Origin of the sequence: Pseudidiomarina indica (genome assembly GCF_900104245.1) — a bacterium.
GTDB lineage: Bacteria > Pseudomonadota > Gammaproteobacteria > Enterobacterales > Alteromonadaceae > Pseudidiomarina > Pseudidiomarina indica.
Genome location: NZ_FMXN01000002.1, coordinates 100,172 through 125,413, shown reverse-complemented (window position 1 = coordinate 125,413; position 25,242 = coordinate 100,172). Strand labels below are relative to the sequence as shown.

The 25,242-nt window shown below is 51.8% G+C and carries 22 protein-coding genes; 11 read left to right on the top strand and 11 right to left on the bottom strand.

All coding sequences use genetic code 11. The features are described from left to right. Positions 1 to 8: 8 nt before the first annotated feature. The 4 genes from BLP64_RS02285 (at position 9) to BLP64_RS02270 (ending at position 3,048) form a co-directional block, all read left to right on the top strand. Positions 9 to 680 (top strand): ABC transporter ATP-binding protein, encoded by a 672-nt coding sequence (locus BLP64_RS02285; protein WP_092591348.1) that lies wholly within the window; start codon positions 9 to 11, stop codon positions 678 to 680. Next, a complete protein-coding gene (locus BLP64_RS02280) occupies positions 674 to 1,873 on the top strand; it encodes a methyltransferase (RefSeq protein WP_092591346.1) in 1,200 nt (399 codons plus the stop codon). The genes BLP64_RS02285 and BLP64_RS02280 overlap by 7 nt, the downstream gene beginning before the upstream one ends. Before the next feature lie 70 nt (positions 1,874 to 1,943). After that, positions 1,944 to 2,135, top strand: coding sequence for a hypothetical protein (locus BLP64_RS02275; protein ID WP_092591344.1), 192 nt, complete (start codon positions 1,944 to 1,946; stop codon positions 2,133 to 2,135). Further along, the gene (locus BLP64_RS02270; protein WP_092591342.1) at positions 2,110 to 3,048 is read left to right on the top strand and encodes a sensor domain-containing diguanylate cyclase; all 939 of its coding nucleotides are present in this window, start codon (positions 2,110 to 2,112) and stop codon (positions 3,046 to 3,048) included. Before BLP64_RS02275 ends, BLP64_RS02270 begins: the two co-directional genes overlap by 26 nt. On the opposite strand, the gene fghA is transcribed toward BLP64_RS02270, so the two are convergent. From fghA to BLP64_RS02255, 3 genes are all read right to left on the bottom strand, one after another. Further along, on the bottom strand, positions 3,041 to 3,883 hold the full coding sequence (gene fghA, locus BLP64_RS02265; protein ID WP_092591340.1) for an S-formylglutathione hydrolase: 843 nt from the start codon (positions 3,881 to 3,883) through the stop codon (positions 3,041 to 3,043). The genes BLP64_RS02270 and fghA overlap by 8 nt on opposite strands. Continuing rightward, entirely contained in the window at positions 3,870 to 4,994 is a 1,125-nt protein-coding gene (locus BLP64_RS02260; RefSeq protein WP_092591338.1) for an S-(hydroxymethyl)glutathione dehydrogenase/class III alcohol dehydrogenase, read from the bottom strand. The genes fghA and BLP64_RS02260 overlap by 14 nt, the downstream gene beginning before the upstream one ends. Before the next feature lie 125 nt (positions 4,995 to 5,119). Then, on the bottom strand, positions 5,120 to 7,903 hold the full coding sequence (locus BLP64_RS02255; RefSeq protein WP_092591336.1) for a M16 family metallopeptidase: 2,784 nt from the start codon (positions 7,901 to 7,903) through the stop codon (positions 5,120 to 5,122). Between the two features lie 183 nt (positions 7,904 to 8,086). Between BLP64_RS02255 and udk the strand changes: the two genes are divergently transcribed. Beyond that, positions 8,087 to 8,719: a uridine kinase gene (udk, locus tag BLP64_RS02245; RefSeq protein WP_092591332.1), complete on the top strand. Its 633-nt coding sequence runs from the start codon at positions 8,087 to 8,089 to the stop codon at positions 8,717 to 8,719. Positions 8,720 to 8,741: 22 nt separating this feature from the next. Further along, the gene (locus BLP64_RS02240) at positions 8,742 to 9,986 is read left to right on the top strand and encodes a NupC/NupG family nucleoside CNT transporter (protein ID WP_092591330.1); all 1,245 of its coding nucleotides are present in this window, start codon (positions 8,742 to 8,744) and stop codon (positions 9,984 to 9,986) included. Between the two features lie 77 nt (positions 9,987 to 10,063). On the opposite strand, the gene tesB is transcribed toward BLP64_RS02240, so the two are convergent. Next, positions 10,064 to 10,933: an acyl-CoA thioesterase II gene (tesB, locus tag BLP64_RS02235; RefSeq protein WP_092591328.1), complete on the bottom strand. Its 870-nt coding sequence runs from the start codon at positions 10,931 to 10,933 to the stop codon at positions 10,064 to 10,066. Positions 10,934 to 11,089: 156 nt separating this feature from the next. Here tesB and acnA point away from each other — a divergent pair, with 156 nt between their 5' ends. Further along, positions 11,090 to 13,771, top strand: a complete 2,682-nt coding sequence (gene acnA, locus BLP64_RS02230; RefSeq protein ID WP_092591326.1) for an aconitate hydratase AcnA — start codon at positions 11,090 to 11,092, stop codon at positions 13,769 to 13,771. Here acnA and BLP64_RS02225 read toward each other — a convergent pair. Both BLP64_RS02225 and BLP64_RS02220 read right to left on the bottom strand, forming a co-directional pair. Beyond that, a complete protein-coding gene (locus tag BLP64_RS02225; protein ID WP_092591324.1) occupies positions 13,768 to 14,481 on the bottom strand; it encodes an SDR family oxidoreductase in 714 nt (237 codons plus the stop codon). The genes acnA and BLP64_RS02225 overlap by 4 nt on opposite strands. A gap of 25 nt (positions 14,482 to 14,506) precedes the next feature. After that, positions 14,507 to 14,902, bottom strand: coding sequence for a 2-amino-4-hydroxy-6-hydroxymethyldihydropteridine diphosphokinase (locus BLP64_RS02220; RefSeq protein ID WP_176754888.1), 396 nt, complete (start codon positions 14,900 to 14,902; stop codon positions 14,507 to 14,509). Positions 14,903 to 14,999: 97 nt separating this feature from the next. On the opposite strand from BLP64_RS02220, the gene BLP64_RS02215 reads away from it, so the two are divergent. The 4 genes from BLP64_RS02215 to asnB all read left to right on the top strand — a co-directional run bounded on the left by BLP64_RS02215 (position 15,000) and on the right by asnB (position 20,134). Next, positions 15,000 to 15,485: a hypothetical protein gene (locus BLP64_RS02215; RefSeq protein WP_092591320.1), complete on the top strand. Its 486-nt coding sequence runs from the start codon at positions 15,000 to 15,002 to the stop codon at positions 15,483 to 15,485. Next, positions 15,478 to 16,911, top strand: a complete 1,434-nt coding sequence (locus BLP64_RS02210; protein ID WP_092591318.1) for a sodium:solute symporter family protein — start codon at positions 15,478 to 15,480, stop codon at positions 16,909 to 16,911. The genes BLP64_RS02215 and BLP64_RS02210 overlap by 8 nt, the downstream gene beginning before the upstream one ends. Before the next feature lie 119 nt (positions 16,912 to 17,030). Beyond that, positions 17,031 to 18,095, top strand: a complete 1,065-nt coding sequence (locus tag BLP64_RS02205; protein WP_092591316.1) for an aspartate/ornithine carbamoyltransferase family protein — start codon at positions 17,031 to 17,033, stop codon at positions 18,093 to 18,095. Between the two features lie 23 nt (positions 18,096 to 18,118). After that, positions 18,119 to 20,134, top strand: a complete 2,016-nt coding sequence (gene asnB, locus BLP64_RS02200; RefSeq protein WP_092591314.1) for an asparagine synthase (glutamine-hydrolyzing) — start codon at positions 18,119 to 18,121, stop codon at positions 20,132 to 20,134. Here the strand turns inward: asnB and BLP64_RS02195 are convergent. The 5 genes from BLP64_RS02195 to BLP64_RS02175 form a co-directional block, all read right to left on the bottom strand. Then, complete coding sequence (locus BLP64_RS02195) at positions 20,131 to 21,492, bottom strand: alkaline phosphatase (RefSeq protein WP_092591312.1); 1,362 nt, start codon at positions 21,490 to 21,492, stop codon at positions 20,131 to 20,133. The genes asnB and BLP64_RS02195 overlap by 4 nt on opposite strands. A 76-nt stretch (positions 21,493 to 21,568) precedes the next feature. Then, a complete protein-coding gene (locus tag BLP64_RS02190; RefSeq protein WP_092591310.1) occupies positions 21,569 to 22,399 on the bottom strand; it encodes a hypothetical protein in 831 nt (276 codons plus the stop codon). An 11-nt stretch (positions 22,400 to 22,410) separates the two neighbouring features. Then, positions 22,411 to 22,800, bottom strand: a complete 390-nt coding sequence (locus BLP64_RS02185) for a hypothetical protein (protein WP_143001062.1) — start codon at positions 22,798 to 22,800, stop codon at positions 22,411 to 22,413. Continuing rightward, on the bottom strand, positions 22,797 to 23,354 hold the full coding sequence (locus tag BLP64_RS02180) for an RNA polymerase sigma factor (protein ID WP_176754887.1): 558 nt from the start codon (positions 23,352 to 23,354) through the stop codon (positions 22,797 to 22,799). The genes BLP64_RS02185 and BLP64_RS02180 overlap by 4 nt, the downstream gene beginning before the upstream one ends. A gap of 81 nt (positions 23,355 to 23,435) precedes the next feature. After that, entirely contained in the window at positions 23,436 to 25,223 is a 1,788-nt protein-coding gene (locus BLP64_RS02175) for an ExeM/NucH family extracellular endonuclease (protein ID WP_176754886.1), read from the bottom strand. Positions 25,224 to 25,242: the final 19 nt, after the last annotated feature.

Sequence of the window (25,242 nt, the reverse complement as noted above, 5' to 3'; positions counted from 1 at the left end):
GGCGGTGGATGTTACTTCGGGTTGAACAATTAACGAAATCATTTCAGCTAGGTGGCATTGAGCAACAAGTGTTGTTTGATGTGAACTTAACCATTAATGAGGGGGAGTTTGTCGCAATTACCGGCCCTTCGGGGGGCGGGAAATCAACCTTACTCACCATTCTGGGTTTATTGGATACGCCCAGCTCTGGGCACTATCAGCTGGCGGGAGAGCCCACCGTTTATTTTGATGATGAGCTGGCTGCGGCCATTCGCAATCAGTACTTTGGCTATGTGTTTCAAAGCTACAATCTGATTCCTCAATTAACGGTGTGGGAAAATGTTTCTTTGCCGCTTACCTACCATGCCAAGTTGAAGAAACAAGAACGAATTGAGAAGGCGCGGGATTATTTGCGGCAAGTTGATTTGGAAGAAAAATACAATCATTATCCGCATCAGCTTTCGGGCGGTCAGCAGCAGCGCGTTGCGATTGCGCGGGCGCTCATCACCCAACCCAAGATAATTTTTGCCGATGAGCCCACGGGCAACTTAGATTCTGTGAACAGTGAAAACATCATGGGTATTTTTAAAACTCTGAATGAGCAGGGGCAAACCATTGTGATGGTCACGCACAACCCGGCGGAGTTGAGCTATGCCTCAAGAGTGATTCAAGTGATTGATGGCCGTGTGAGCTCATGCTGAAGCAGTACGTCACCACGCTTGCTGAGTACGCCAAGTACTGGCAATTTTCGCCCTTTGAGTGTTCTCGCCCCGACTGGAACCCCACGCTGGTTCACTACCTGGTGAACTTGAGCGAAGCAGAAATTGAGGAACTGGCGGCCGACAGCCGGCTGAGTTTTGCCTGTTTTTCTCCTTGGTTTCCGAAATTATTGGTACTGCCTGATATTGCCGATGAGGTGGCCGACGCTGCACCGCCTTCGTACGACATCCCATTTTGGCTCACCAATGGCATTGGCGGGCGCAAACTGGCGCAAATCGAAGCTTTGCTGGCGCAGTTACCCACGCAGCCGCAACGGCTGATGGAATGGTGTGCAGGCAAAGGGCATTTAGGGCGTTTGCTAAGTTTTACCCACCAGCATTCAGTGTGCAGTGTGGAATGGCAGCCAGCGTTGTGTGAAGCGGGCCAGCAACTGGCGCAACAGCACCAATTGCCGCAGCAGTTTATTCAAGCCGATGTGTTGCAGCATGGGCTGGATGAGCAGTGGGCGCAAGTGGATGGCGCGGTGGCCTTGCATGCCTGTGGTGATCTGCATCTGCAATTGCTGCGTTCAGGAGCCGAGCATCAGGTGCAAAACTTGTATGTGGCACCCTGTTGTTATCATTTAATTCAAGCGGATACTTACGCGGGGCTGTCTGCGTATGGGCAACAGTTGTTGCGGCGGCACTTTATGTATGTGGGGCGTCCGCTGACCCGCGCCGATTTGAAATTGGCGGTGCAAGAGCAGGTCACGGCAGGGGCGCGGGTGGCACGCTTGCGGCAGCAAGAAGTGCAGTGGCGGTTGGCGTATCAACAGCTGTACCAAATAGTTTCTGGGCAGTTACACTATCGGCCGTTGCCGTCGGTGAGCAAGCACTGGTTCAGTGGTGAGTTTTTGGATTTTGCCAAGTGGGCAGCGCAGCAACATGGCATTGAGCTCCCGGCTGAAGTTGATGTGCCTTATTTATTAGCCAGTGGCGAGGCGGAGCGTATCCGAGTCGCACGGATGGATTTAGTGCGGCATTTGTTCCGTCGGCCGTTGGAAGCCATGTTGGTGTTAGATCGCGCTCAGTATTTGCAAGAGCAGGGCTATCAGGTACAAATTAAGGAGTTTTGTGACTACAACTTGACGCCGCGCAACTTCCTGATTTCAGCCCAGCAGACGAAAGCAAAATAATTGATCTAAATCAATATTCTCGACATGGCTCTCGCTATGATATTCATAAAACCACAAAAGGAGTAAGGTTATGAATATTTTACGCGAGTTCTTCACTGATCCAGTGCTATTTTTCTCGTTTACTGGCTTAGCTATTTTAATAGCCATGGGGATATTCTATACTTGGTTCTTTATCAAGAAGGCTGCAGACGCCGAAGAAGCCCTAGCTGCTGCCAGTAGTAATTCACAAAGGCAACATGAAAACAGATCGAACGGTCGCTGAATTAATTGAGATTATTCCTGACGCTGCATTAATCATCAATCGTCATAACCGTTTGGTTTTGGTCAACCAAATGTTGGCGGATATGTTTGGTTATGACTCGCCAAAAGAGATGATCGGCCAGCCCTTAAATATTTTATTGCCGGAAGCGGCGCGAGAAATGCATGGTCACCATGTGGCGGCGTTCTTTGCCGATGGTGAAAGCCGACCGATGGGCAGCGGGCTGCGCTTTTTTGGCCAACGAAAAGATGGCAGCACCCTGTACGTTGAAATCATGCTCAGCCATGTCGTCTTTGAAAATGCGCATTACGCCATTGCCTTTGTGCGTGATGCAACCAGCTACCGGGTTACGGAAGATAGAATCCGCCGAGAGCTGGAACGCGAGCGAATCTTAGCTCAAACCGATCACCTGACCGGACTCCTCAACCGCCGTGCCTTTGTGCGTTCGTTGGAAGGCTGCATTAAAGAATTGCAGGCCAATGATCGTTGTTTCTCCGTCTGCTTTATTGATTTAGATGATTTTAAACAGGTCAATGACAACCTGGGGCATGATGTGGGCGACCGTGTGTTACAGCAGGTGGCACATGTGATTGAAGCCAGTTGCCGTTCTCATGATCTCGTAGCGCGCATTGGCGGGGATGAATTCGCCACCTTGCATACCGGGGCGCAGTTAGACGATGCCATGCATGTGCTGGAACGGATTCGTGAGAACTTGGTGAAAGCCTTTGCCCGCCATGAATGGCCCGTCACCTTATCCATGGGCATTTGCTATTGCTATGACCCCATGTTGCATCGTGATGCATCCTTGATTCTACGGGCGGCGGATAAAGCCATGTATGAGGCCAAAAAGCAGGGTAAGAACCAGATTAAAGTGGCTTCTATCCCTGTTTTTGGCGATTTAACTGAGGTTAGTTAAATAGTTTTTCTGCGTGGAAACGCAGGTGCTGTTCAATGAAGCTGGCAATGAAGTAGTAGCTATGATCATAGCCTTCATGCCGTTCAAAGGTCGCTTCCACTCCTGTTTCCGCAATGGCATTCGCCAAATCATCCGGACGCAGCTGTTCTGCTAAGAAATTATCTGCTTCCCCTTGTGAAATCAGCATGGGCGGTGCTTTCCGCAGACGTAATAGCAACTCGGTGGCATCGTACTCTTGCCACGCCGCTTGGTCGTCCCCTAAATACCCACTGAAGGCTTTGTGCCCCCATGGACATTGAGTTGGATGACAAATCGGCGCAAACGCTGACACGCTGGTATACAACTCAGGATTGCGCAAGGCCATCACTAAGGCACCGTGGCCTCCCATAGAATGACCACTGATGGCGCGGCGTTGCGTGACCGGCAGTTCTTTCTCAACCAGTTCGCGCAGCTCCTGCACAATGTAGTCATACATGTGGTAATGCTGATTCCACGGAGCTTGGGTGGCATTCACATAAAACCCAGCACCCAAACCAAAGTCATAGGCTTGGTTGGCATCGTCTGGCACCCCTTCGCCACGTGGGCTGGTGTCTGGAATGATCAGCGCAATGCCAAGTTCCGCGGCCACTCGTTGGGCGCCCGCTTTGCTGCTAAAGTTTTCATCGGTACAGGTGAGCCCCGACAGCCAATACAGGGCAGGCACGGGCTGCTGCTCGGCCTGCGGTGGTAAATAAACGCTGAACTGCATGGTGCAGTTCAGGACGCTTGATGGGTGCTCATACCGAATTTGGCGGCCCCCAAAGAGTTTCACTTCATTCACTTTATTTATCATAATGAATCACCGAACGAATCGATTTTCCTTCTTCCATTAATTTAAACGCGTGATTGATTTCGTCGAGCCCCATGGTATGGGTGATAAAGGTGCTTAACGCGAACTCGCCATTTAGGTAGCGCTGCACGTATTCTGGTAGCTCGGTACGGCCTTTCACGCCGCCAAACGCACTGCCACGCCAAACTCGACCGGTGACCAACTGGAACGGACGGGTTGAAATTTCTTGGCCCGCCGCGGCAACCCCAATAATCACCGACTCCCCCCAGCCTTTGTGACAGCATTCAAGCGCTGAACGCATCACGTTAACGTTGCCGATACACTCAAATGAGAAATCCACACCGCCGTCAGTCAGTTCAACAATCACATCCTGAATGGGTTTGTCGTAGTTGTTGGGGTTAATGCAGTCGGTCGCGCCTAATTTGGTCGCGATATCGAACTTATCTTCATTAATATCAATGGCGATAATGCGGCTGGCTTTGGCCATCACTGCGCCAATAATGACCGATAGCCCAATGCCACCCAAACCAAACACGGCCACGGTGTCACCCGGTTGCACTTTGGCGGTGTTCATCACCGCACCCATGCCGGTGGTCACGCCACAACCCAGTAGGCACACTTCTTCAAGTGGCGCTTCTTTGTTGATTTTGGCTAAGGAGATTTCTGGCACTACGGTGTACTCCGAGAACGTGGAGGTGCCCATGTAGTGGTAAATTGGCTTCCCGTCTTTGGAGAAACGGGTGGTGCCGTCAGGCATCAAGCCTTGGCCTTGGGTGACCCGAATGGCTTGGCACAGGTTGGTTTTGCCCGAGCGGCAGAATTTACACTCGCCACACTCTGGGGTGTATAAAGGAATCACGTGATCGCCCACTTCAACGGAGGTCACACCTTCGCCCACGGCTTCAACAATACCAGCGCCTTCATGGCCTAAAATGGCTGGGAAAACGCCTTCTGGATCCGCCCCAGATAAGGTGTAAGCGTCAGTATGACAAACCCCAGTTGCGACAATGCGTACCAATACTTCGCCTTTTTGTGGCGGCATTAAATCAACTTCTTCAATGATTAATGGCTCACCGGGAGCCCAGGCCACGGCGGCCCGAGTTTTAATTGTTTTCATCATGACTTCCGTATTGTTGGTGATATTCGGATAGATAGTGTACCTGCAACGATTCAAAAATGGAAAGTGGCCAAAAAAAAGCCACTCGCGAAGAGTGGCTTTGGGAGGAGTGTTAGGGCAATGGCTTACAACGGTTGACCGTCGCTATCCAACATCACCACTTCGCCTAAGTTGAGCTCACGAATTTCGTCCACAATTTTCGCTGCATCCCCAATAATGACCCACGTGAGTCGATCAGGATGAATGAGCGTTTGTGCGGTTTGGCGCACATCGTCGACGGAAATCGCCTGCACCCGTTGGGCATAGGTTTCGAGCCATTCCATGTCCTTGTCTTGATTCAGGGTGCCAACAATCGCACTGAGCAAAGCGCCTTTGGTTTCATAGGCACCTGGCAACTTGGCTGTTTTGTTGGCCTGAATTTTCTCAAGTTCATCTTGGGTGGCAGGGTTATCCGCACGGTATTGCGTCAACTCTTTCACGATTTCTTCAATGGACTCTTTGGTTTTATCGGTTTGCACCGGCGCCATGGTAATGAACATGCCGCTGTGATCCCATCCTTGCCAGATAGTACGAGCACCGTAGGACCAGCCTTTGTCTTCACGCAAGTTCATGTTCACTCGGCTGGTGAAGGTGCCGCCCAAAATCGCATTGGTGACATCAATCAGGTCGGCATTGTCCACCTTGGCGGAAGGAGCCAAGTGACCGGCCAAAATGGTCGATTGCGGCGCATTTGGTTGGTCAATCACGTACACCCGTTGGCTTGTGGTCATGGGCACATCGCTCAGTTGCTTGGTTGGCATTGGTGTTGCAGGCGCTTGCCAATCGGCCAAGGCAGCTTCGAGCAGTGGCTGAATTTCAGCAGCAGTGGTAGCACCCACAATCACCAAGCGCGCGTTATCAGGGCGCAACCAAGTATCGCGGAAGCTTACTAAATCATCACGGTTCAGTGATTGAATCGAAGCCTCGGTACCAGAGCCTGTTAACGGCACCCCGTAACCATGGTTGTCACCAAAAATAAGCCCTGGCAGAATCCGTAAGGCTTGGCTGGTGGGGTTCGCTTTCTCTTTTTTAATGCCTTCAATCCAAGTACTGCGTTGACGTTCAATTTCATCGCTTGGGAAGGTGGCATGCTTCAAGATATCGGCAAAAATATCCAGACTTGGCTCAAGCTGTGTCACCAAGCTATCTAAATGAATGCTGGTGCGATCGATGCTGGCGCGCGTCGATAATTGAGCGCCGAGCGTGTTCAGTTCAGCGACAATCTCTTGCGAGGTACGACTGGTGGTGCCTTCCATTAACATGTTCATGGCAAAGCTGGCGGTGCCCACTTTGCCGCCCACGTCGGCCACATAACCGCTATCAAAGGATAAGTTCATTTGCACCGTTGGCACGTCATGACGTTCTGCCAAGGCAACTTGCAAGCCGTTCGACAGGGTAAAGGTGGTTAGCTCAGGTAAATCCAAAGCGGGCAGGTCACCCACTGCCGGTAATTGCGAGCGATCGGAAGCGAGTTCGGTGGTGGTGTAATTGGGTTGTGGCACCACATGCAGCACAAAATCACCATCGGTAAGCCAGCGCTGTGCAGCCGCTTGCAAGTCTTGAGGCGTTGCTTGAGCTAAATAGTCCATGCTTTGTTGGTAAGCTGCGGGGTTATTTTGGAACACCATGCCCGCAGCGAGTAAATCCGATTTGCCACCGAACCCACCAATACGTTCGGCTTGACGAACCAAGTTAGCTGCTTTCGAGAATTTGAACCGCTGTAATTCTTCGACGGTTGGGCCAAACTGGATGAAGCGAGCAAGTTCTTCTTCAATCACCGCTTCAATTTGAGCTAACTCAACGCCAGGTTTGGCATCGGCCACAATAAAGAACTGCCCCGCTAACAGGCGGTCGTATTGGAAGCCGGTTACCATGCTCGCAATTTGTTCCTGATGCACTAAACGCTGATACAAACGAGAGCTGGTGCCGCCTGCAAGAATATTCGAGGCCAGGTCTAAGTAGGTGGCATCGGCAGTGCCTAGTTCAGCGGTATTCCATAACCGGTAAAGCCGCGCCGCAGGCACGTTGTCTTCCATGGTGGCACGTTTGGTGCCGGTGCCTTTCGCCACCCAGCTTTCCAGCTTTTGCAATGGTTTGCCGGCCGGAATATGGCCAAAGTATTTTTCCATTTTCTCTTTGGCCGTGGCCACGTCGATATCGCCCGCCAACACCACAACGGCATTGGCTGCGCCGTAATAGTCGTTAAACCATTGGTGCACGTCTTCGAGTGAGGCCGCATCCAAATCTTCCATCGAGCCAATCACTGACCACGAGTAAGGGTGGCCTTTGGGGAAGGTTTGTTCTGCTAAAAACTCGAACACCCGGCCATAAGGCTGAGCCATGCCTTGGCGTTTTTCGTTTTGTACCACGCCCCGTTGTTCATCCAACTTGGCTTGAGTCACGGCGCCCAGTAAGTGGCCCATGCGGTCCGATTCCATCCATAACGCCATGTCGAGGGCAGGGGTGGGCACGTTTTGGAAGTAGTTGGTGCGGTCATTGCTGGTGGTACCGTTCATGTCGGTGGCACCGGCGCGTTCAAATGGCCCGAAATATTCGTCATCGTAGTTTTCGGTGCCGTTAAACATTAAATGCTCAAATAAGTGCGCGAACCCAGTTTGGCCGGGCTTTTCATCTTTAGAACCCACGGCATACCATACGTTGACGGCGACAATGGGCGCTTTGCGATCTTCGTGCACCACCACGCGCAGGCCATTGTCCAGCGTGAAGGTTTCATATTGAATATCGACTGCAGGTAATTGCTGTGTGGCAATGACGGCAGCAGATGTGGGTGAATGGTTTGCAGTGGCTTGGCAACCTGCCAACAGAGCTGCCGCGACCGCAACTGCGGCCAGTGATTTTTTCAAACGCATGGTAAGAATCCTTCTTCATTTAATTTGGTATCTATTTTGATATTACCTAAGCTTGGTGCAGACTCCCACTTTTTGATGATAAAAATATGTAACAAGATTGTGCTATTGGTGACAGCACTTCCATTTATGGGCTTAATCAACGATAATTGCGCACCGTTATCGGACAACTGAAAGAAATCACGCGTGGGAAAAACAACCATCATTGCTATTGCTGGTGCATCGGCTTCAGGAAAAAGCCTATTTGCATCAACAGTCTATCAAGAGTTAGTTGCAGAATTAGGCGGGCAAGGAATTGCCATACTCGCCGAGGATTCTTATTACCGTGACCAAAGCCATTTGAGTTTTGAGCAGCGTCAGCTGACTAACTATGACCATCCGTCGGCCTTTGAACATGACCTGTTAGTTCGCCATTTGGAACTGTTACGCCAAGGTCAGTCCGTTGAAATGCCGCAGTACAGCTATAAAACCCATACGCGCTTAAGCGACACCATTCGGGTGAACCCCGGCAAAGTGATTATGGTGGAAGGGATTTTGTTGCTGACGGAACCGAAACTGCGCACCATGTTTGATATTTCAGTGTTTATGGACACGCCATTGGATGTGTGTTTGTTGCGCCGAATGTTACGGGACGTTGAAGAACGAGGCCGAACCATTCAATCGGTTGCTGAGCAGTATGAAGAAACCGTGCGTCCTGCCTTTTTTGAATTTATATTACCCTCGAAGCAGTTTGCCGATTTGGTTGTCACCCGTGGTGGCCAAAATGAAATCGCAATTGACCTTATCAAATCTAAAATCCGCCAGTTATTGGCAGAATAATAACAAGTGACACGGTTCCACTATGAATAGTTTCCTCGGCATTGCCATCATTTTATTTATCGCCTATTTATGTTCCACCAATCGTAAACAAATCCGCTGGCGCACTGTGGGCGCGGCGTTTGCGTTTCAAGTGGGGCTGGGGGCGTTTGTGTTGTACGTGCCCTTTGGACAAGACGTGTTGTATTCGGTGGCCTCTGGCGTGTCGAAAGTCATTGGGTTCACCAATGCGGGCATTGATTTTATGTTTGGCGGCTTAGCCTCAGAGAACACGGGCTTTGTGTTTGCCATTCACGTGTTGAGTGTGATTGTGTTCTTCTCGTCGCTCATTTCAGTGCTTTATTACTTGGGCATTATGAAATGGGTGATTCGGATTTTAGGAGGCACGTTACACAAGATTATTGGCAGTAGCCGTCCTGAATCCATGTCTGCTGCGGCGAATATTTTTGTGGGACAAACCGAAGCACCCATGATGGTGCGGCCGTTTATTGCCAGCATGACCCGTTCTGAGCTGTTTGCCGTCATGGTGGGTGGTATGGCGTCTGTTTCAGGGTCAGTATTGGCCGGCTATGCGGGCGTTGGCGTTGAGCTGAAATACTTAATCGCAGCAAGCTTTATGGCCGCCCCAGCCGGGTTGTTGATGGCCAAAATGATTATTCCTGAAACCGAAAAGCCCCGTGAAGATATTGACGATATTATTGCTGGCAAAGGGGCCGACGGCAACACCGATGTGATTGTTGAAGAACGTTCGGTGAACGTGATTGATGCAGCCGCTGCGGGTGCATCCAGCGGGATGCAACTGGCCATTAACGTGGGTGCGATGCTGATTGCGTTTGTGGCGTTAATTGCGTTGATCAATGGCATGTTTGGCTGGGTGGGCGGCTGGTTTGGCTACCCGGATTTATCCTTGCAGCAATTGTTTGGCTACTTGTTCCAGCCAGTGGCTTACATTGTGGGGGTGAATTGGGAAGAAGCGCAATTGGCGGGAAGCTTTATTGGTCAAAAGCTGGTGATTAACGAGTTTGTTGCCTTCCTTGACTTTGTGAACTTCCAAGGTGAATTGAGCCACCATAGCCAAGTCATCATCACCTTCGCACTATGTGGATTTGCAAACTTTTCATCCATTGCTATCTTGTTGGGCGGGTTAGGCGGAATGGCACCAAGCCGTCGCCATGATATTGCCCGGTTAGGTCTGAAAGCTTTGCTCGCAGCCACACTCGCGAACTTGATGAGTGCAGCCATTGCGGGATTCTTCGTATCGCTTGGTTAAACAAGCGCTAGCCGAAGGTAAAGTGTGAACGTAAAAGGTGCTGCCCACCTTCCAGGGCAGCACCTTTTTTTATGGGCTTAATTCTTCTTTGAACGGTCGCGAATCACGCCTTCTTGCATGGTTGATGCGACCAACACGCCTTCGCGATTAAAGATTTGTCCACGGACTAAGCCGCGTGCATCGGTGGCGATGGGGCTGTCAATGGCGTATAGCAACCAGTCGTCCATGCGAAACTCTTTATGGAACCACATGGAATGGTCAATGGTGGCCATTTGCATGTTGGGTTGGGCGAAGCTACAGCCATGTGGCTGGAGCGCCGTCGGTAAAAAGTTAAAGTCCGACGCGTAGGCCAGCAGGTATTTGTGCACCCGTGAATCGTCAGGCATGGGGCCATTGGCTTTCAACCAAACATAACGCCGTGGCGCATCCACCGTGGGTTTAAACGGGTTGTAAGGAGTGACAAAGCGCATTTCGATGGGCTTTTCACAAATAAACTTGGGGCGTAAATGCGCGGGGATCAACTCGGCATGCTGGCGATAAATTTCAATATCTGAAATCAGATCCTCCGGGCCCGGAACGTCGGGCATCTGATCTTGGTGCTCAAACCCTTCTTCGTCAATTTTAAACGAAGCGGTCATGTAGAAAATCGGTTTGCCGAATTGGATGGCTTGCACCCGGCGGGTGGAGTAACTTTTGCCGTCACGAATGGCTTCCACATCATAAACAATCGGTTGGTGCGCATCGCCGGGGCGTAAAAAGTAGGTGTGCAAGGAGTGCACTTTGCGATCTTCAGGTAGGGTTTCTTTGGCGGCAGATAAGGCTTGCCCAATCACTTGCCCACCAAACACCGCGCCAAACCCAAGATCCTGACTTTGACCCCGGTAAATCCCTTGCTCGATAGTTTCTAGCTTTAGCAGATTGAGAAGATCGTCCAACACCTGACTCATGTGTATTCCTTTGTTTCGATAATTAACAGCAATGAACATTCCATTATAAAGGCTCGCCAATTCGGTACAAGGTTTTCACTGGGGAATTCGGTTGATCTTTCAGCAGGGAGTATCCATAGTAAGAGTCATGATATTTTTATCGTAAGGAGTGTTTTTATGTCGAGTAATGATAGTTTGAAAACCTTGAGTACACTCGAAGTGAATGGGCAAACCTATCACTACTTTAGTCTCGCTAAAGCCGCTGAACAGCTGGCTGGAGTGGCTGATATCCGTAAGTTGCCGGTGTCAATGAAGGTGCTGCTGGAAAACCTGTTGCGCCACGAAGATGGCACCACGGTGACAGTGCAAGATATTGAAGCGGTCGCAAAGTCGTTAGGAAAAACTCCTGAAAATCGTGAAATTCAATATCGCCCGGCGCGGGTGTTGATGCAAGACTTTACCGGGGTTCCTGCGGTGGTGGACTTGGCTGCGATGCGTGATGCGGTGGCGAAAGCCGGTCATGACCCAGAACAAATTAATCCGTTGTCGGCCGTCGACTTGGTGATTGACCACTCGGTGATGGTGGATAAATTCGCGTCTCCCGATGCGTTTGAAGAAAACGTGCGCATTGAAATGGAACGTAACTTTGAACGCTACCAGTTTTTACGTTGGGGTCAGCGAGCCTTTGAAAACTTCCGCGTGGTTCCGCCTGGCACCGGTATTTGTCACCAGGTTAACTTGGAATACTTGGCGAAAGTGGCGTGGACCCAACCGCAAGGCGATCGCACCTATGTCATGCCAGATACCTTGGTGGGCACGGATTCACACACCACCATGATTAACGGCTTGGGCGTGCTCGGTTGGGGTGTGGGCGGTATTGAAGCAGAAGCCGCCATGTTGGGGCAGCCGGTGTCCATGTTAATTCCTGAAGTGGTCGGCTTCCGCTTGGTTGGAAAGCTGCGTGAAGGCGTCACGGCCACCGACTTGGTATTAACCGTGACCGAACAGCTTCGTGCGCATGGCGTCGTCGGGAAGTTTGTTGAGTTTTATGGCCCCGGGTTGGATCACTTACCCTTGGCCGACCGTGCGACCATTGGCAACATGTCGCCAGAATATGGCGCAACTTGTGGGTTCTTCCCGATTGACCAAGAAACCATGCGTTATTTGCGCCTTACCGGTCGTGATGAGCAAACCGTGGCCTTGGCTGAAGCCTATGCGAAAGCGCAAGGGTTGTGGCGTGAAGCGGGGCAGGAGCCAGTGTTTGCCGATTCATTAGAGCTGGATTTAAGCACGGTGAATGCGTCCTTGGCGGGACCAAAACGTCCGCAAGATCGGGTGAACTTACCGCAGCTTGGTGCGGCCTTTGATCTGTTCTTAGAAACCTCTGGCCAAGCCGCTGAAAAAGACGTGCGAGTGCCGGTCCCAGGTGAAGATTACACTTTGGGGCACGGTGATGTGGTGATTGCCGCCATTACCTCCTGTACCAACACCTCGAACCCCAGCGTGATGATGGCGGCTGGGTTAGTGGCGAAGAAGGCGGTCGAGCGCGGCTTACAGCGGAAGCCATGGGTAAAATCCTCATTGGCACCCGGCTCGAAAGTGGTGACTGACTATTTAGCCAAAGCAGGGCTCACCGATTACTTAGAGCAGTTGGGTTTCCACTTGGTTGGCTACGGCTGTACCACCTGTATCGGGAACTCAGGGCCTTTACCACCGCCCATTAGTGCGGCCATTCGTGACGGGAATTTAACGGTCAGCTCGGTGTTATCGGGCAACCGTAACTTTGAAGGCCGAATTCACCAAGAAGTGAAAGCCAACTGGTTGGCGTCGCCGCCGTTGGTGGTGGCGTTTGCTTTAGCGGGCACCACGCGCGTTGATTTAAGCAAGGAGCCGCTAGGCTACGATGCTGACGGCAAACCCGTGTACTTGTATGAGATTTGGCCGACCAGTCAAGAAATTGCAGATGCCGTGCAGTGGGTTGACGGCGACATGTTCAGCAGAGAATACAGTGAAGTATTTAGCGGTGATGAACATTGGCGTTCCATTCCAGTTGGCGATGGCAAAACCTACGATTGGAGCGATTCCTCAACCTATGTGAAGAATCCACCGTATTTTGCGGACATCGAGAAGCCGTTGCCAGCGTTGCAAGATATTACCGAAGCGCGGGTGCTGGCGGTGTTTGGAGATTCCATTACCACCGACCACATTTCACCGGCTGGTTCCATTAAGCCTGATTCCCCGGCGGGGCAATACTTGCAATCCCATGGGGTGGCGGTGCCAGACTTTAACTCCTACGGTTCTCGCCGTGGTAACCATGAAGTGATGATGCGCGGTACCTTTGCCAATATTCGTATTAAGAACCTCATGTTGGATGGGGTGGAAGGGGGGTATACCCGCCATATCCCGACCGGGCAAGAGATGTCGATTTACGATGCGGCTATGTTGTACCAAGAGTCAAACACGCCACTGGTGGTGTTTGCGGGCAAGGAATACGGGACCGGTTCAAGCCGTGACTGGGCTGCCAAAGGCGCGAACTTATTGGGCGTGAAGGCAGTGGTGGCGGAGAGCTTTGAGCGTATTCACCGCTCGAACTTGGTTGGCATGGGCGTGTTGCCGCTGCAATTTGTTGCGGGCGAAGGCGCACATACTCATGGGTTGAAGGGCGACGAGCAAATCAACATTGTGGGTATCAATGACCAACTGCAGCCAGGCCAAATGCTCCGAGTGCAAGCTTTTCGAGCAGATGGCAGCATGCGTGAGTTTGAGGTGAAATGCCGCATCGACACGCAAAATGAGTTGAGCTACTTCCGTAGTGGCGGCATTTTGCACTACGTGTTACGGCAATTAATTGAGCGTTAAATTAATAATGCTCTGCCGCCGTCAACTTTGATGGATTCGCCGGTGATAAAGGGGTTGTCGCGTAATAAACGCATGGCTTGAATCACCGGCTCTAAGCCACCTTCAAGTTGCAACGGGGTTTCGGCTAAAACTTGCTGCCGGTAATCGGATTCATGCTCTGGTAGAAACAGAATAGGCCCTGGCTGAATGGCGTTAACGCGCACGGCCGGGGCTAATTTTTTGGCGAAACTTAAGGTTAAGTTTGCCAACCCTGCTTTGGCAGCACAGTACGCAATGTACTGTGGGTTGGGGCTTTCCACGTAAATATCTGTCAGATTAATCACACATCCCTGCGCTTGGGTAAGTTGGGGCGTTAACTGCTCCATCAGCAAGTAAGGGGCCATGGTGTGCACACTAAAAACGGCCTGCAAGTGTTCATCGCTTGTGGCAACTTTGTCGTTGTCAAAAAAGCACGAGGCATTGTTGATTAATAGGTCGAGTTGGGGAGCCAGTTGCTGAACTTGTTGGATCAACTGGCGCACCTGGGTTAAATCGGCCAAATCTGCTTGCAGGGCAACGGCCCCCTGTGCCACTAACTCGGCCACTCCCGTCGCCGATGAATGATAATGGGCAATCACTTGATACCCCTCATTGAGCAGCGCTTGACCTAAAGCGAAGCCTAAACGGCGACCCGCCCCCGTAATTAATGCAGTTTTTGTGCGTGCGTTCATGAAGCTTCCTCGCTGAATTCCTGAGTTAATGGCTGAGTTGTTCGACAATCGGACGCAGGTTGGGAACGACACATTGCAGGTAGGATGGCACTTGTTGCCATGCCTCGGATGAGCAGCAATCACCTAAAATATCAATATCCATGGGCCGATCTTTTTGGGCGCTTAACGGGTCATCACGATCCCGTCCTAGGCGCTGTTCAATGGTATTAAATTGTTCTTTTAACGACACTGGGTCTAAGTCGGTTACAAAAATAAAGAGTGCATTCAAGAACTGGTGGTTGGTGGTCATGGCCACCGGTTGGGTGTACACCGCCCGTGAATAATAGGCGTGTCCGAATTGTGAAAGCAGCTCTCTGGCTGCAGCAAAATTAGCCTCTGGGGCAATATTTGCGCCCATGGTGCATAGATAACGATAATTCATAGCCAACCTTTTCAATTCAATGGCAAGGAGCATAACTGAAGTTGCAATGCTTTTCCTCACTTGTTAGCCTAAATAACGAATCAGCCTGGGAGGAATTGTGCCAAACCGCGCAAGGTTTATTGTTCAGATTATTTTGCTATTTTTAATCACGCTGCACGCGCGCCCTCCCGCTGCGCATGAAGCACCCCCCTCAGTGCGCGCCGAACTGCCGCTATTAACCGCCCCAGCTATCAGTCGCGAAGGATACTTTACCCTTCAATTACAGTCACTTCCTACCGTTCCCTTGGTGGTGGAATATTCGACCGACCCCCAGTTTACTCAAGTCACTGCTCAATACCCGTGGTTTGCTGACTTTTCTCAGATGACGTTGTCTGGTTTTCCCAACGGCCAACACTATTTCCGTTTGGCTCAGGCGGGCGTTGATGGCTCGGCACCTAACCAAGTAGGGCCGGTGGTGATGGTCAGGGTGCAGCATTATCCCTTGAACTTGGCGATTGGATTATTGTGTTTTGGGGGCGCCATGTTTGGGTTGTTGGTGGTGATGATTGTTCGAGGTCATTGGAGTCGTAGTCGTTATGAGTGAACCCATCAGCTATGCATTGCCCACCTCCCTTGGGGTGGCCCTGATTATCGCCTTTGGGATTCTGTGGATTTTTTATGGCTGGTATTTAGGCCGCAAGAATCAAACCCATGATGACTTTGCCCTCGCTGGTAGGCAGGTGGGCTTAGCGTTAGCCATGGCAACGGCCATGGCCACTTGGGTGACCAGTAACACCACCTTAGTCGCGCCGCAACTGGCCTATCAGTTGGGTATTTGGGGCATGGTGGGGTATTCCTTCGCCGCCCTTGGCTTAATTTTATTTGCCCCGTTAGCGGCACGTATCAAACAGCTGATGCCCATGGGCTACACCTCCGGTGACTTTATTCGCTTGCGGTTTGGGCGTGCAGCATGGTGGCCGTTTATTGTGATTTCATTGATCTATGCCTTGGGGTGGTTGGTCAGTTTGGGCATGGCGGGTGGCATTTTGCTGCAAGCATTGACCGGCCTGGATTATCACATTGGCATGTCGGTGATTCTGTTTATTTGTGTTGGTTACACCTTGTTCGGTGGCCTGCGCGCGGTGATTGCCACGGACTTTATTCAAACCGTAGTCATTATCATTGGCGTGGTGGTCACAGCGTGGTTCTTAATCGATAAGGTGTCCTTAGCAAGCATCCATCAAAACCTATCGGATAATCACCCTAAGTTATTGGATTTACTGTTTCCTGCTGCCTTGATGTTTTTATTTAATAATATTTTCTTTGGGCTGGGGGAGATTTTTCACTCCAATGTGTGGTGGTCCCGTGCGCAGGCCTTCCGCAAGGGGATTGCGTTTAAAGCCTTTCTTATTGGCGGGCTCCTGTGGTTACCCATTCCTATCGTCACGGGCTTTATTGCGCTGGCGGCGCCGCAACTCGGCATCTACCCACCCAGCGCGGACATGATTGGGCCCATGGTGACGGCGCAAGTGCTCGGCAAAGTCGGTGCCGTGATTGTGCTGGTTGTGGTGTTTTCAGCGCTGGCTTCTAGCCTTGATTCCCTGTTGGCAGCTACCTCCGATTTGATTACCCGAGATATTTATTGCCAATTTTTTAATCCCGAAGCGAACGATCAGCAGCTTATTCGCTGGAATCGCCTGTGCCTGATTGGCTTAGGGGTGTTTACCTGGCTGCTGTGCTTACCTCAGGTTGCGACGTTGGCCGCCTTACTGCATTTCACCGGGGCCTTTGTTGCCAGCACTATTTTCCCCATTGTGTTGGGGCTTTATCACCCGAAACTGAGCGGTCGCACCGCCACCCTTGCCATGATTGCCGGGAGTACGCTGGGGTTAATCAGCTACTTTGTGGTGGGTTTTTACGTGGCAGCGCTCACCTCCAGTGTGGTGTCGATGCTGGTGTGTGTGCTGGGCTTGCGGTGGTCGACCACCAGCTTTCGTTGGCAGCAATTACAGGAGTCGGACGGATGCTAGGGCTCACTGCATTTAACTTACTGATTCTGGGATGTTTGCTCTTTGCTGCAATCAGCCCCGTTTACCTTCTTATTTTATGGTTGCGAGACCTCCTTTCTAATCAACTATGGTAATTGATAATGACGTTGCAAGATATTTCGTTTCAACGCGCTCGTCCTGATGTTTATGGTGATGCGCACCCAAAGGCGTTACTGCGGGCTATCCAAGAAGAGGGCGATTGCCTGATTCAATTGGCCAACCAGCATATCGTTTCGGGTGATCAGTTTGATCAGCACACCATGCAGCAACTCTTTCGGTTGGCGGCCAAAATTGAAAGTAACCCGAAGCGCTTTCATACCCCGCTGCGCAATAAAATTTTAATCAGTGCTTTTTATGAGCCGAGTACGCGCACCCGCTTGTCCTTTGAGAGTGCTTGGCATCGCTTGGGGGGCGATATCATGTCGATTACCGACCGTTCCACCACGGGAATTGCCAAGGGTGAAGGCTTGGCGGACGTTGCCGAAATGTTCAATAACTACGGTGACTGTGTGGTGCTGCGGGACAATTGCAATCATTCCTTGTACGACATGATGGATTCTTTACGGATCCCGATTATTAATGCGGGCAATGGCACCGATGAGCACCCAACCCAAGCTTTGGCGGATATGTATGCCATTTTTAAATGGCGCCCAGATTTGTTGGACCCTACGGTGACCAACAAAATTCGTGTGGGTGTGATTGGGGTGCCCAATAAAATGCGCACGGTACGGAGCTTTTTGAAGTGTTTGTCCGTGTTCTCGCACGCGGTTGCCGAAGTGGTGGTGATTTACGATGACGCGGCAGAGACCGAGTTATTTGCTCCAGGCCAGCGGGAAGAGTTGGAGCAGCGTGGCTTGAAAATTACCACCAGCCACCAGCTGGAGCCCGAATTACCTGAGTTGGATGTTATCTACATCAATGCGATTTCGTGGGAAGGGGATTGTGTGCATACCTACGGTCGGCGCTTTCACCTGAATGCGGCCTCTCCGTTGAAACCCGACGCCATTATTTTACACCCGCTGGCTCGCGGTGAAGAACTTGCGACCGATCTCGATCATACCCCGCACAATTGGTATTTCAGCCAAGCGCGCGGTGCGGTGTTTCTGCGGATGGCGCTGCTCACTTGTATGGTGGAGCGTACCGAGCACGTGATTGATGTGGTGTAACCAGAATTAAGCAGGAGAATTAAATGTGTGGAATTGCCGGAATATTTAAGCGCGATGTGCAGCAGCAACCGCAACCGCAGCAATTGGTGAATATGGTTGCCATGATGTCCCATCGCGGGCCTGATGGGTTTGGTTACCAGGTGCTGCCGGAGTGTGGCGTCGGGTTCAGCCATGCGCGCTTGTCGATTATTGATTTAAATGAACAACGGGCTCGCCAACCCTTTGTGAGCGAGAACCAACAGGTGATGTTGGCGGTGAATGGCGAGTTTTATGATTTTCAACGCATCCGTGCTGATTTGACGGCGCAGGGCGTTCAGTTCCGCAGTAAAGCGGATACCGAGATTGCATTGCACCTGTATCAACGGGATGGACTGGAGCAAACCTTAACCCAGTTGCGCGGCGAGTTTGCTTTTGCCTTGTACGACCGCGCGTTGGATACCTTGTATTTGGTGCGTGACCGCTTTGGGGTGAAACCCCTGTACTACGCAGAAACCGAGTCAGGCGTGGTGTTTGGCTCAGAACTTAAAGCCTTGTTTGCGCACCCTGAGGTGCCGCGTGAGTTTTCCAGTGAGGGGCTATTCCATCAGTTGATTCAAGTGATGGTGCCAGGTACCACCGCATTTGCGGGGGTTCAGCAAGTCCCGCCGGGGCATATGGTTAAAATCCAGCGTGCGCAAGGGCAGCTGACGATAAGCCAGAGCAAGTATTGGGATATGACCTTTCCCACATCTCATGTGCAAGACACCGATGCTGCGATGGAGCAGGAGTACGTGGATGGCGTGCGTGAAAAGCTCTTGGAAGCCGTAGAATTACGTTTGAATGCGGATGTGCCCGTGGGCTGTTATTTGTCCGGCGGCATCGACTCTTGTGCCATCTTAGGATTGGCCGCGGCGGTGTCACAAAACCCGATCAAAGCGTTCACCATTGGTTTTAACTCAGCCGACTATGATGAAACGGCCATTGCCAAAGAAATGGCAGCAGTCACTGGGGCAGACCACCATGTGATGAGTTTATCCGGGGAAGAACTGTACGACCATTTTGTCGATACTTTATGGCACACCGAACGCACCATTTATAACACCTTAGGGGTGGCGAAGTACCTGATGAGCCAACAGGTGCAGCAGGCCGGTTATAAAGTGGTGTTGACGGGCGAGGGCTCCGATGAACTCTTTGGCGGCTACCCGTCGTTTCGGTTGGATATGTTTAAGCATGGCTTGGCCCATTTGCCAGCGGCAGAGCGTGAAGCTTGGCAACAACACCTGGCCGAGTCGAATCAGTTGGTGAAGGGCGCCATGTTGGCCCGTGAAGAATGGGAAAGTGCTGCGCTGACGGCCAAAGTGGGTTTTACGCCAAGCTGTTTACAACCTTGGCTGTCTTGTAGTGAACTGGCCATGCCCTTGCTGGCGCCTGCTCATCGAGACCAGTTGCAGGGCTATGACGCCGGCCAAGCCATTGCGGATACCTTGGATGCCAGCATGTTGGCCGATCGTCACCCGCTGGATAAAGCGCAGTACGTGTGGATTAAGACCATGTTGGAGGGGCAAATTTTAACCTGGGGTGGGGATCGGGTGGATATGGCTCATTCCATGGAAGCACGGCCGGCATTTTTAGACCATCACTTGGCTGAATATGCGGCCACCATTCCGCCTCATTTGCGCATTAAGGGCAAGCGTGAGAAGCACGTGCTGCGTGAGGCCATGAGGGGCTTGTTACCGGACACCTTATATTATCGTGAGAAGTTTGCCTTTATGGCTCCACCAGCTCACACCGATCCGCATAAATGGCAGGCGGTACAGCAGCTTGCACGCCACTACTTATCGGCAGAAGCCATTGCTGAGGCAGGGATTTTAGATGCAGCTGAGGTGCAGCGAATGCTCGAGCGTTATGGCGATGAGCGTACGTCGGCAGAAGAAAAAGTGCAGTTGGATGCCATGGTGAATCACGTGCTGGGGGTGCAGATTTTACACCAACACTTTGTGGCAACCGATGTGCCCAAAGTTGCCCAGCAACGTGCGGAGGAATTGGGGTGGTGCGCTTAGCGCACCAACTTCAATAACGCCTTCGCGATTTCAGTGTTGTTCATATAGCCACCGAACAGGTCAGCACCTGGGCCGGCCGCCATAATGGGGACGTCGACCGCAGTATGACCTGAGGTGGTCCAACCAGTGCGGGTGTGTTCGGTGACGATAGCCAGCAGTGCCTGATGAATCGGATACAACCGTTCACGACCTTGCACGGACTCATCTAATTGCACCGCCATTAAGCTGTCCCACTGGGCATCGGTGAGTGGCAAGTTCAACACCGGCGTCAGGTACTCGCGCCATTCAGACCGTGGCCGTTTGGCCAATTCGCCAGCCATGACTTCAAAGGAGTTTTGAATTCCCATCACTTTGTCGGTATGCCATGCGTATTCACCGCCTTGGCCCAGTGTTAAACCACCAGTGGAATGGTCTGCAGTGATCACCAATAAGGTGTTGGGGTTGTTGGCCATGTAATCACGCACCACTTGCACGGCATTGGCAAAGTCGGCCATTTCATGCACAGCGCAGGCGATATCGTTGGCGTGGCCACACCAGTCAATCATGCTGCCTTCAATCATGAGCGCAAACGGCTTACCGTTTTGCTCCGATTGTTGATCCAGCAGGCGCAGTGCGTGTTGGGTCATGTCCGCCAAGCGATCGGTGCGGGTATCAATGGCAAGCGGCAGTGCTTTGGGCGCAAATAGTCCCAACACTGGGGTTTGCTGAATCTCGTCCAATTGGTCGAGTTGGGTGATCACTTGCATGCCTTGCTCGGTCAGTTGCGGCAACCAATTCACATCGTCGCGATGAAAATAGCTGTAACCGCCGCCGAGCAACACATCATAACTCCAACCGCCGTTGGTCACTTGCGTGGCGTAACTATCGGCGATGTCGTTATAAAGACTGCGCGATGGATGATGGGTAAAGAAGCTGGCAGGGGTGGCGTGGTTCACTTGCACGGTCACGACCGCACCCGTGCCCCAGCCGTGCTCACGCGCACGTTCCATCAATGTTTGCTGCGGGTTCTTATGGGTATCCAGACCAATGGCACCATTGTAACTTTTATAGCCAGTGGCTAAGGCCGTGGCACCGGCAGCAGAATCCGTGACCCAGGTATCGTCATCAGGATAGGTGGTGGCGGCACCTACCAGTAAATCATCAAATGGCGTCGGCGCCAGTTCATCTTGCCCCAACTCACTAATGGCGTAACGATAGGCAGAGATATATTCAAAGCCCATGCCATCGCCAATCATAAAAATAATATTGGGAGCGGTGCTTTCAGCGGTGACCGCTGACGTGGATGGAGCTGTGGTCGCACAGCTACTGAGTACGAACACGGACAGAGCCGTTAGCGAAAATAAGGCGCGCGATTTCATGTGATTGATCATCCTTTACTAAAACATCTGATGTTGCGCGCAGTATATCACGCGCAGATGACAGTCGGATGACGAATTAGTCCAATTGACAGTTTTGCTCGGTCACTTTCCAAACTTCCGGTTCCCAGTAGTCCCCGCGGATATATTTAAACCGCTTGGCGGGGATAAAACGTGCGCCAATGTGATACACCTTGTTGGGTTCAATGGTCAATGTCAGGTACTTTTCTGGAGCAATACCACGACCACGGCGAACGCTGGGATCTTGAATGAGTTCATGCACGCCCACTTGGTATTCTTGTGCCGCCAGTTTGAGGGTGGGGTTTTGAATCCGCACATTGGTGCCGTCAATGCTATTAATGAATGCTGGGTGTAAATCAGCGGCGGCGGGCGGGGTGAAAAACACGCTGATTCGCCCACATTGCTGGGCAGTCTCTGGGGCTAACGATGTTTCTTCGACCTCATGGAATACTTCCAAACGCCAGCCTGGGATCACCGTGGCTCGAACCGTGCCGGTTAGATCCAAGGTTTGCTGGTCTCGGCGCACGCCGACCACGAAGGATTGGTTGTGTTCTAACTCGGAAATTTTGGTTAGAAATTGTGACAACTGCCCGGGCTCAAACGGGAATTCGTTGACATGAATCAGCTGATCTTGGGGTTGCAGCCCCATGGTGGCCGCCACACTGCCGGGTCGCACTGACAGTACTTGGCCATTGTCAGCCACAATAGCGCCCCATTCAAAATAGCTGCGCGCCGGCTCTTGTAAGGTTATCGGTTCTCGCGAGCTGACCGTTTTACTGGCAGCGACAGCGGCGGCGCGCGCATGTTCGCGCGCATCGAGTTCTTGCGCTGCGGCACTCGGGTTAAGGCCACTGAGCGTGATGATCAAAAGAAAGGTTATCCAACGCATGATTCTACCTCCTATTGCGTTAACGCGTGATAGTGCGCCCACAGTTGGGCCAACTCGGCCTCATTGGCGCCTTGCAGATAGGCTTGTTGCAAGCGCCGCTCTAGCGCATCGAGGTGGTAGTCCCCGGCCAGTAACATCGGTGGCGGCGGTGGCGGTGTGGCAACATCAGCAAAAGCTGAGTCGGTCGCAGCTTCGAACGGGGTGAGCTGCACCCACCACACGGCACTGACCCCTAACACGACGGCGGCGGCCGTTAACCAGTAGGGGCGTAGTGGTGAGTAGAAGCGCTGCCGAGCGGTGGCTGGTTGCGGTTCAAACTCCAGCGTTGTTTGTTCTGCTTGTTCGGCAACGTATTGTTGCCATTGTTGGCGTAATTGTTGCTCTAAGGGTGTTTTCATCATGATTCCTTCTGGGATACATAAGCTTGCAGCTTGGCAAGCGCGCGTTGATAACGCTTGCGCACCGTGGCTGCCGCTTCACCAGTGAGTGTTGCAATTTCTTCATGGCTGTATCCTTCGCCTAAATACAACCACACCGAATACCGTTCTGGGGCCGTGAGCTGATTGATTAAGGTGGCGATGTCACGCACCTGAAGCAATTGGTCTATCGGCTGGGTCCATGCCGGTTGGGCATGAAGGGCTTCATCAAGTGGTTCATGGGGCGGCGGCTGCGAGCGAAAATAGCTCAGCGCAGCGCGCACCGTTAACCGCTTCAGCCAAGCGCCAAAGGCTTGGGGCTGATTTACTTGATGTAACTTGCGAAAGGCTTGAATAAACACCTCTTGGGCGAGATCACGAGCGAGTTCCCGATCATGGCACATGCCAATTAAAGTCCGTAACACGGCATTTTTATAGCGCTCAAAAATCGTGTGTTGTGCACGCTGATTACCACGACTGGCGGCACGAATGGTGGCCGCGTCGGTGGGTTGCCCAAAGCCAGAGGTTTCCTTACTCACGTTATCGCCCTTGTTGCATCTGCTAGATAGAAAGATGCAACAAAGGGCAGGAGTGTGACAAGGGGTTTGTCTTTCTTTTCGTTAGAATTGAATATCCGCGTACACCGGATCATGATCCGAAGAACGGTAAGGGGTTGGCGCAAACCACGGCGTGTCCGGCGTGGCGTATTGATATTGCAGTAAGCTCGGCTCATCAGCATTGATGGCCCAGACCCCTTGTTGCACCACACGCGGCGCTAAGTTGCTCGATACCAAAATATGGTCCAAGCTGCCGGCTTGGGCATTGAATACATAGGTATAAGCTTGGGTATCGAACACATCAATACGGTTGTAATAGCCGCGCTCAAGCAGGTGTTGGATTGGGTCTTCTTGGGCATAGGCATTAAAGTCGCCCATCAGCACGCGCAATGAGTGACGACGTAAATCAGGGTGTTCTTCAATAAAGTCGGCCAGCAATTGAGATGATTGCAGGCGAACGGGGTTCCAGCAGCCTTGGCCGTCGCCTTGGTCGGCATTCGCACTACCTGCTTGTTTGGGGCAACCCCCTTTGGATTTAAAGTGATTGACCGCTACCACGATGTTTTCCACGGTATTATAGGGTGAAAACCGTTGAATTAACGGTAGCCGACTGCGGGTGCCAAACGGGCCTTTTTGTAGGGTAACGGCGTCGCCTTGCGGAATTACTTTGTCGCTACGATAAATTAAACCATTGGTGATTTGGTCGGTGCCAAAGCCTTTGGCACTGGGTTGAATAAATTCCCAGGGTTGCCCGGTTGCTTCGCGCAACGCTGTCACCAACTCAACGATGGCGCTGTTCGGGCCATAGCCGTCGTTTTCAATTTCTAAGAGACCAATCACATCGGCATTGAGTTGACTTAATGCCGCAATGATTTTGGTATGCTGGCGCTCAAACTCAGCATGAGTACGTGCGCCGCGTTTGGTCGGGAAGGTTTTCGTTGCACCTTCGCCATTGAAGTAATTCAGCACGTTAAAGGCTGCCACACGAATGGTGTTCGTTGCCGGAGCGGTGGGCGCAGCAGGGCGCTCATGCCGTGCCACCACGCTGATGGCACTGGTTGGCTGCAATTGATATTGGGCGTGGTGCTGGTTCAGGATGCCTTGCACCGGTGCCAATTGATCGCCGCTGCGCAGTGGTTGGTCGGCGGTTAAACCAAGCTGTGCAGCCATCGCCGTGGCGCCTGCGGTGGTGACGTTATCATCAATGACTAATTGTGCGAGTTCGTTTTGTAGCGCCTGTAACCGTGCCGCTTCACCCGGTTTTACATGCTGCGTAGGCGTGTATAAGCGCTCATGGGCCACGGTAAATTGGCCGTGTCGAGCTAAGCGATAATGGCCATTTACCACTAAGTTTTGCTCGAACCGAATTGGCATGGCTTCTAGCGCTTCAAACGCTGCGGTTGAGCTGAATGGCAGTTGTACAGGCTGGTAGGCAAACTCTTGTTGTTGCTTGCACACCACGACTTGTTGCACTTGCGTCAGCTGGGTGAGCTGATTGGTTTCAGCCACGGTGCCGCTAACGTAGACTAAATCGCCCACGGTGACCAACTGCGGGGTGTCGCCCACATGAATAAATAACCCTTCGGAGGTGGCGGGGTTCAAGTCATCGTCTTGTTCGATGCTGCGAATAAAGAAGCCTTGTAATTGATCCGCACCTTGCCAGACTGCGGTGACAATGCCGCGCGTGGTGACGTTTTGATCCAGCAACGGCGATTGTGCCGCACTGCCTTGAATGGTGGCGATAGGTGTAATTTCTGCATCGCATAACGGAGGCTGCTTGAATTGCACACAGCCAACTAGGGTTAACACCAAGGTGCTAAGAATGAGCGTTGTTATTTTCTGAATTTTCATAACATCCAACTTCATAATG

Excerpts from the sequence above, each read along its gene's own strand:
- BLP64_RS02285 (WP_092591348.1), top strand. The coding sequence starts at position 9 with ATGTTACTTCGGGTTGAACAATTAACGAAATCATTTCAGCTAGGTGGC.
- BLP64_RS02280 (WP_092591346.1), top strand. The coding sequence starts at position 674 with ATGCTGAAGCAGTACGTCACCACGCTTGCTGAGTACGCCAAGTACTGG.
- BLP64_RS02275 (WP_092591344.1), top strand. The coding sequence starts at position 1,944 with ATGAATATTTTACGCGAGTTCTTCACTGATCCAGTGCTATTTTTCTCG.
- BLP64_RS02270 (WP_092591342.1), top strand. The coding sequence starts at position 2,110 with ATGAAAACAGATCGAACGGTCGCTGAATTAATTGAGATTATTCCTGAC.
- BLP64_RS02260 (WP_092591338.1), bottom strand. The coding sequence starts at position 4,994 with ATGAAAACAATTAAAACTCGGGCCGCCGTGGCCTGGGCTCCCGGTGAG.
- BLP64_RS02255 (WP_092591336.1), bottom strand. The coding sequence starts at position 7,903 with ATGCGTTTGAAAAAATCACTGGCCGCAGTTGCGGTCGCGGCAGCTCTG.
- BLP64_RS02240 (WP_092591330.1), top strand. The coding sequence starts at position 8,742 with ATGAATAGTTTCCTCGGCATTGCCATCATTTTATTTATCGCCTATTTA.
- tesB (WP_092591328.1), bottom strand. The coding sequence starts at position 10,933 with ATGAGTCAGGTGTTGGACGATCTTCTCAATCTGCTAAAGCTAGAAACT.
- acnA (WP_092591326.1), top strand. The coding sequence starts at position 11,090 with ATGTCGAGTAATGATAGTTTGAAAACCTTGAGTACACTCGAAGTGAAT.
- BLP64_RS02225 (WP_092591324.1), bottom strand. The coding sequence starts at position 14,481 with ATGAACGCACGCACAAAAACTGCATTAATTACGGGGGCGGGTCGCCGT.
- BLP64_RS02220 (WP_176754888.1), bottom strand. The coding sequence starts at position 14,902 with ATGAATTATCGTTATCTATGCACCATGGGCGCAAATATTGCCCCAGAG.
- BLP64_RS02210 (WP_092591318.1), top strand. The coding sequence starts at position 15,478 with ATGAGTGAACCCATCAGCTATGCATTGCCCACCTCCCTTGGGGTGGCC.
- BLP64_RS02205 (WP_092591316.1), top strand. The coding sequence starts at position 17,031 with ATGACGTTGCAAGATATTTCGTTTCAACGCGCTCGTCCTGATGTTTAT.
- asnB (WP_092591314.1), top strand. The coding sequence starts at position 18,119 with ATGTGTGGAATTGCCGGAATATTTAAGCGCGATGTGCAGCAGCAACCG.
- BLP64_RS02195 (WP_092591312.1), bottom strand. The coding sequence starts at position 21,492 with ATGAAATCGCGCGCCTTATTTTCGCTAACGGCTCTGTCCGTGTTCGTA.
- BLP64_RS02190 (WP_092591310.1), bottom strand. The coding sequence starts at position 22,399 with ATGCGTTGGATAACCTTTCTTTTGATCATCACGCTCAGTGGCCTTAAC.
- BLP64_RS02185 (WP_143001062.1), bottom strand. The coding sequence starts at position 22,800 with ATGATGAAAACACCCTTAGAGCAACAATTACGCCAACAATGGCAACAA.
- BLP64_RS02175 (WP_176754886.1), bottom strand. The coding sequence starts at position 25,223 with ATGAAAATTCAGAAAATAACAACGCTCATTCTTAGCACCTTGGTGTTA.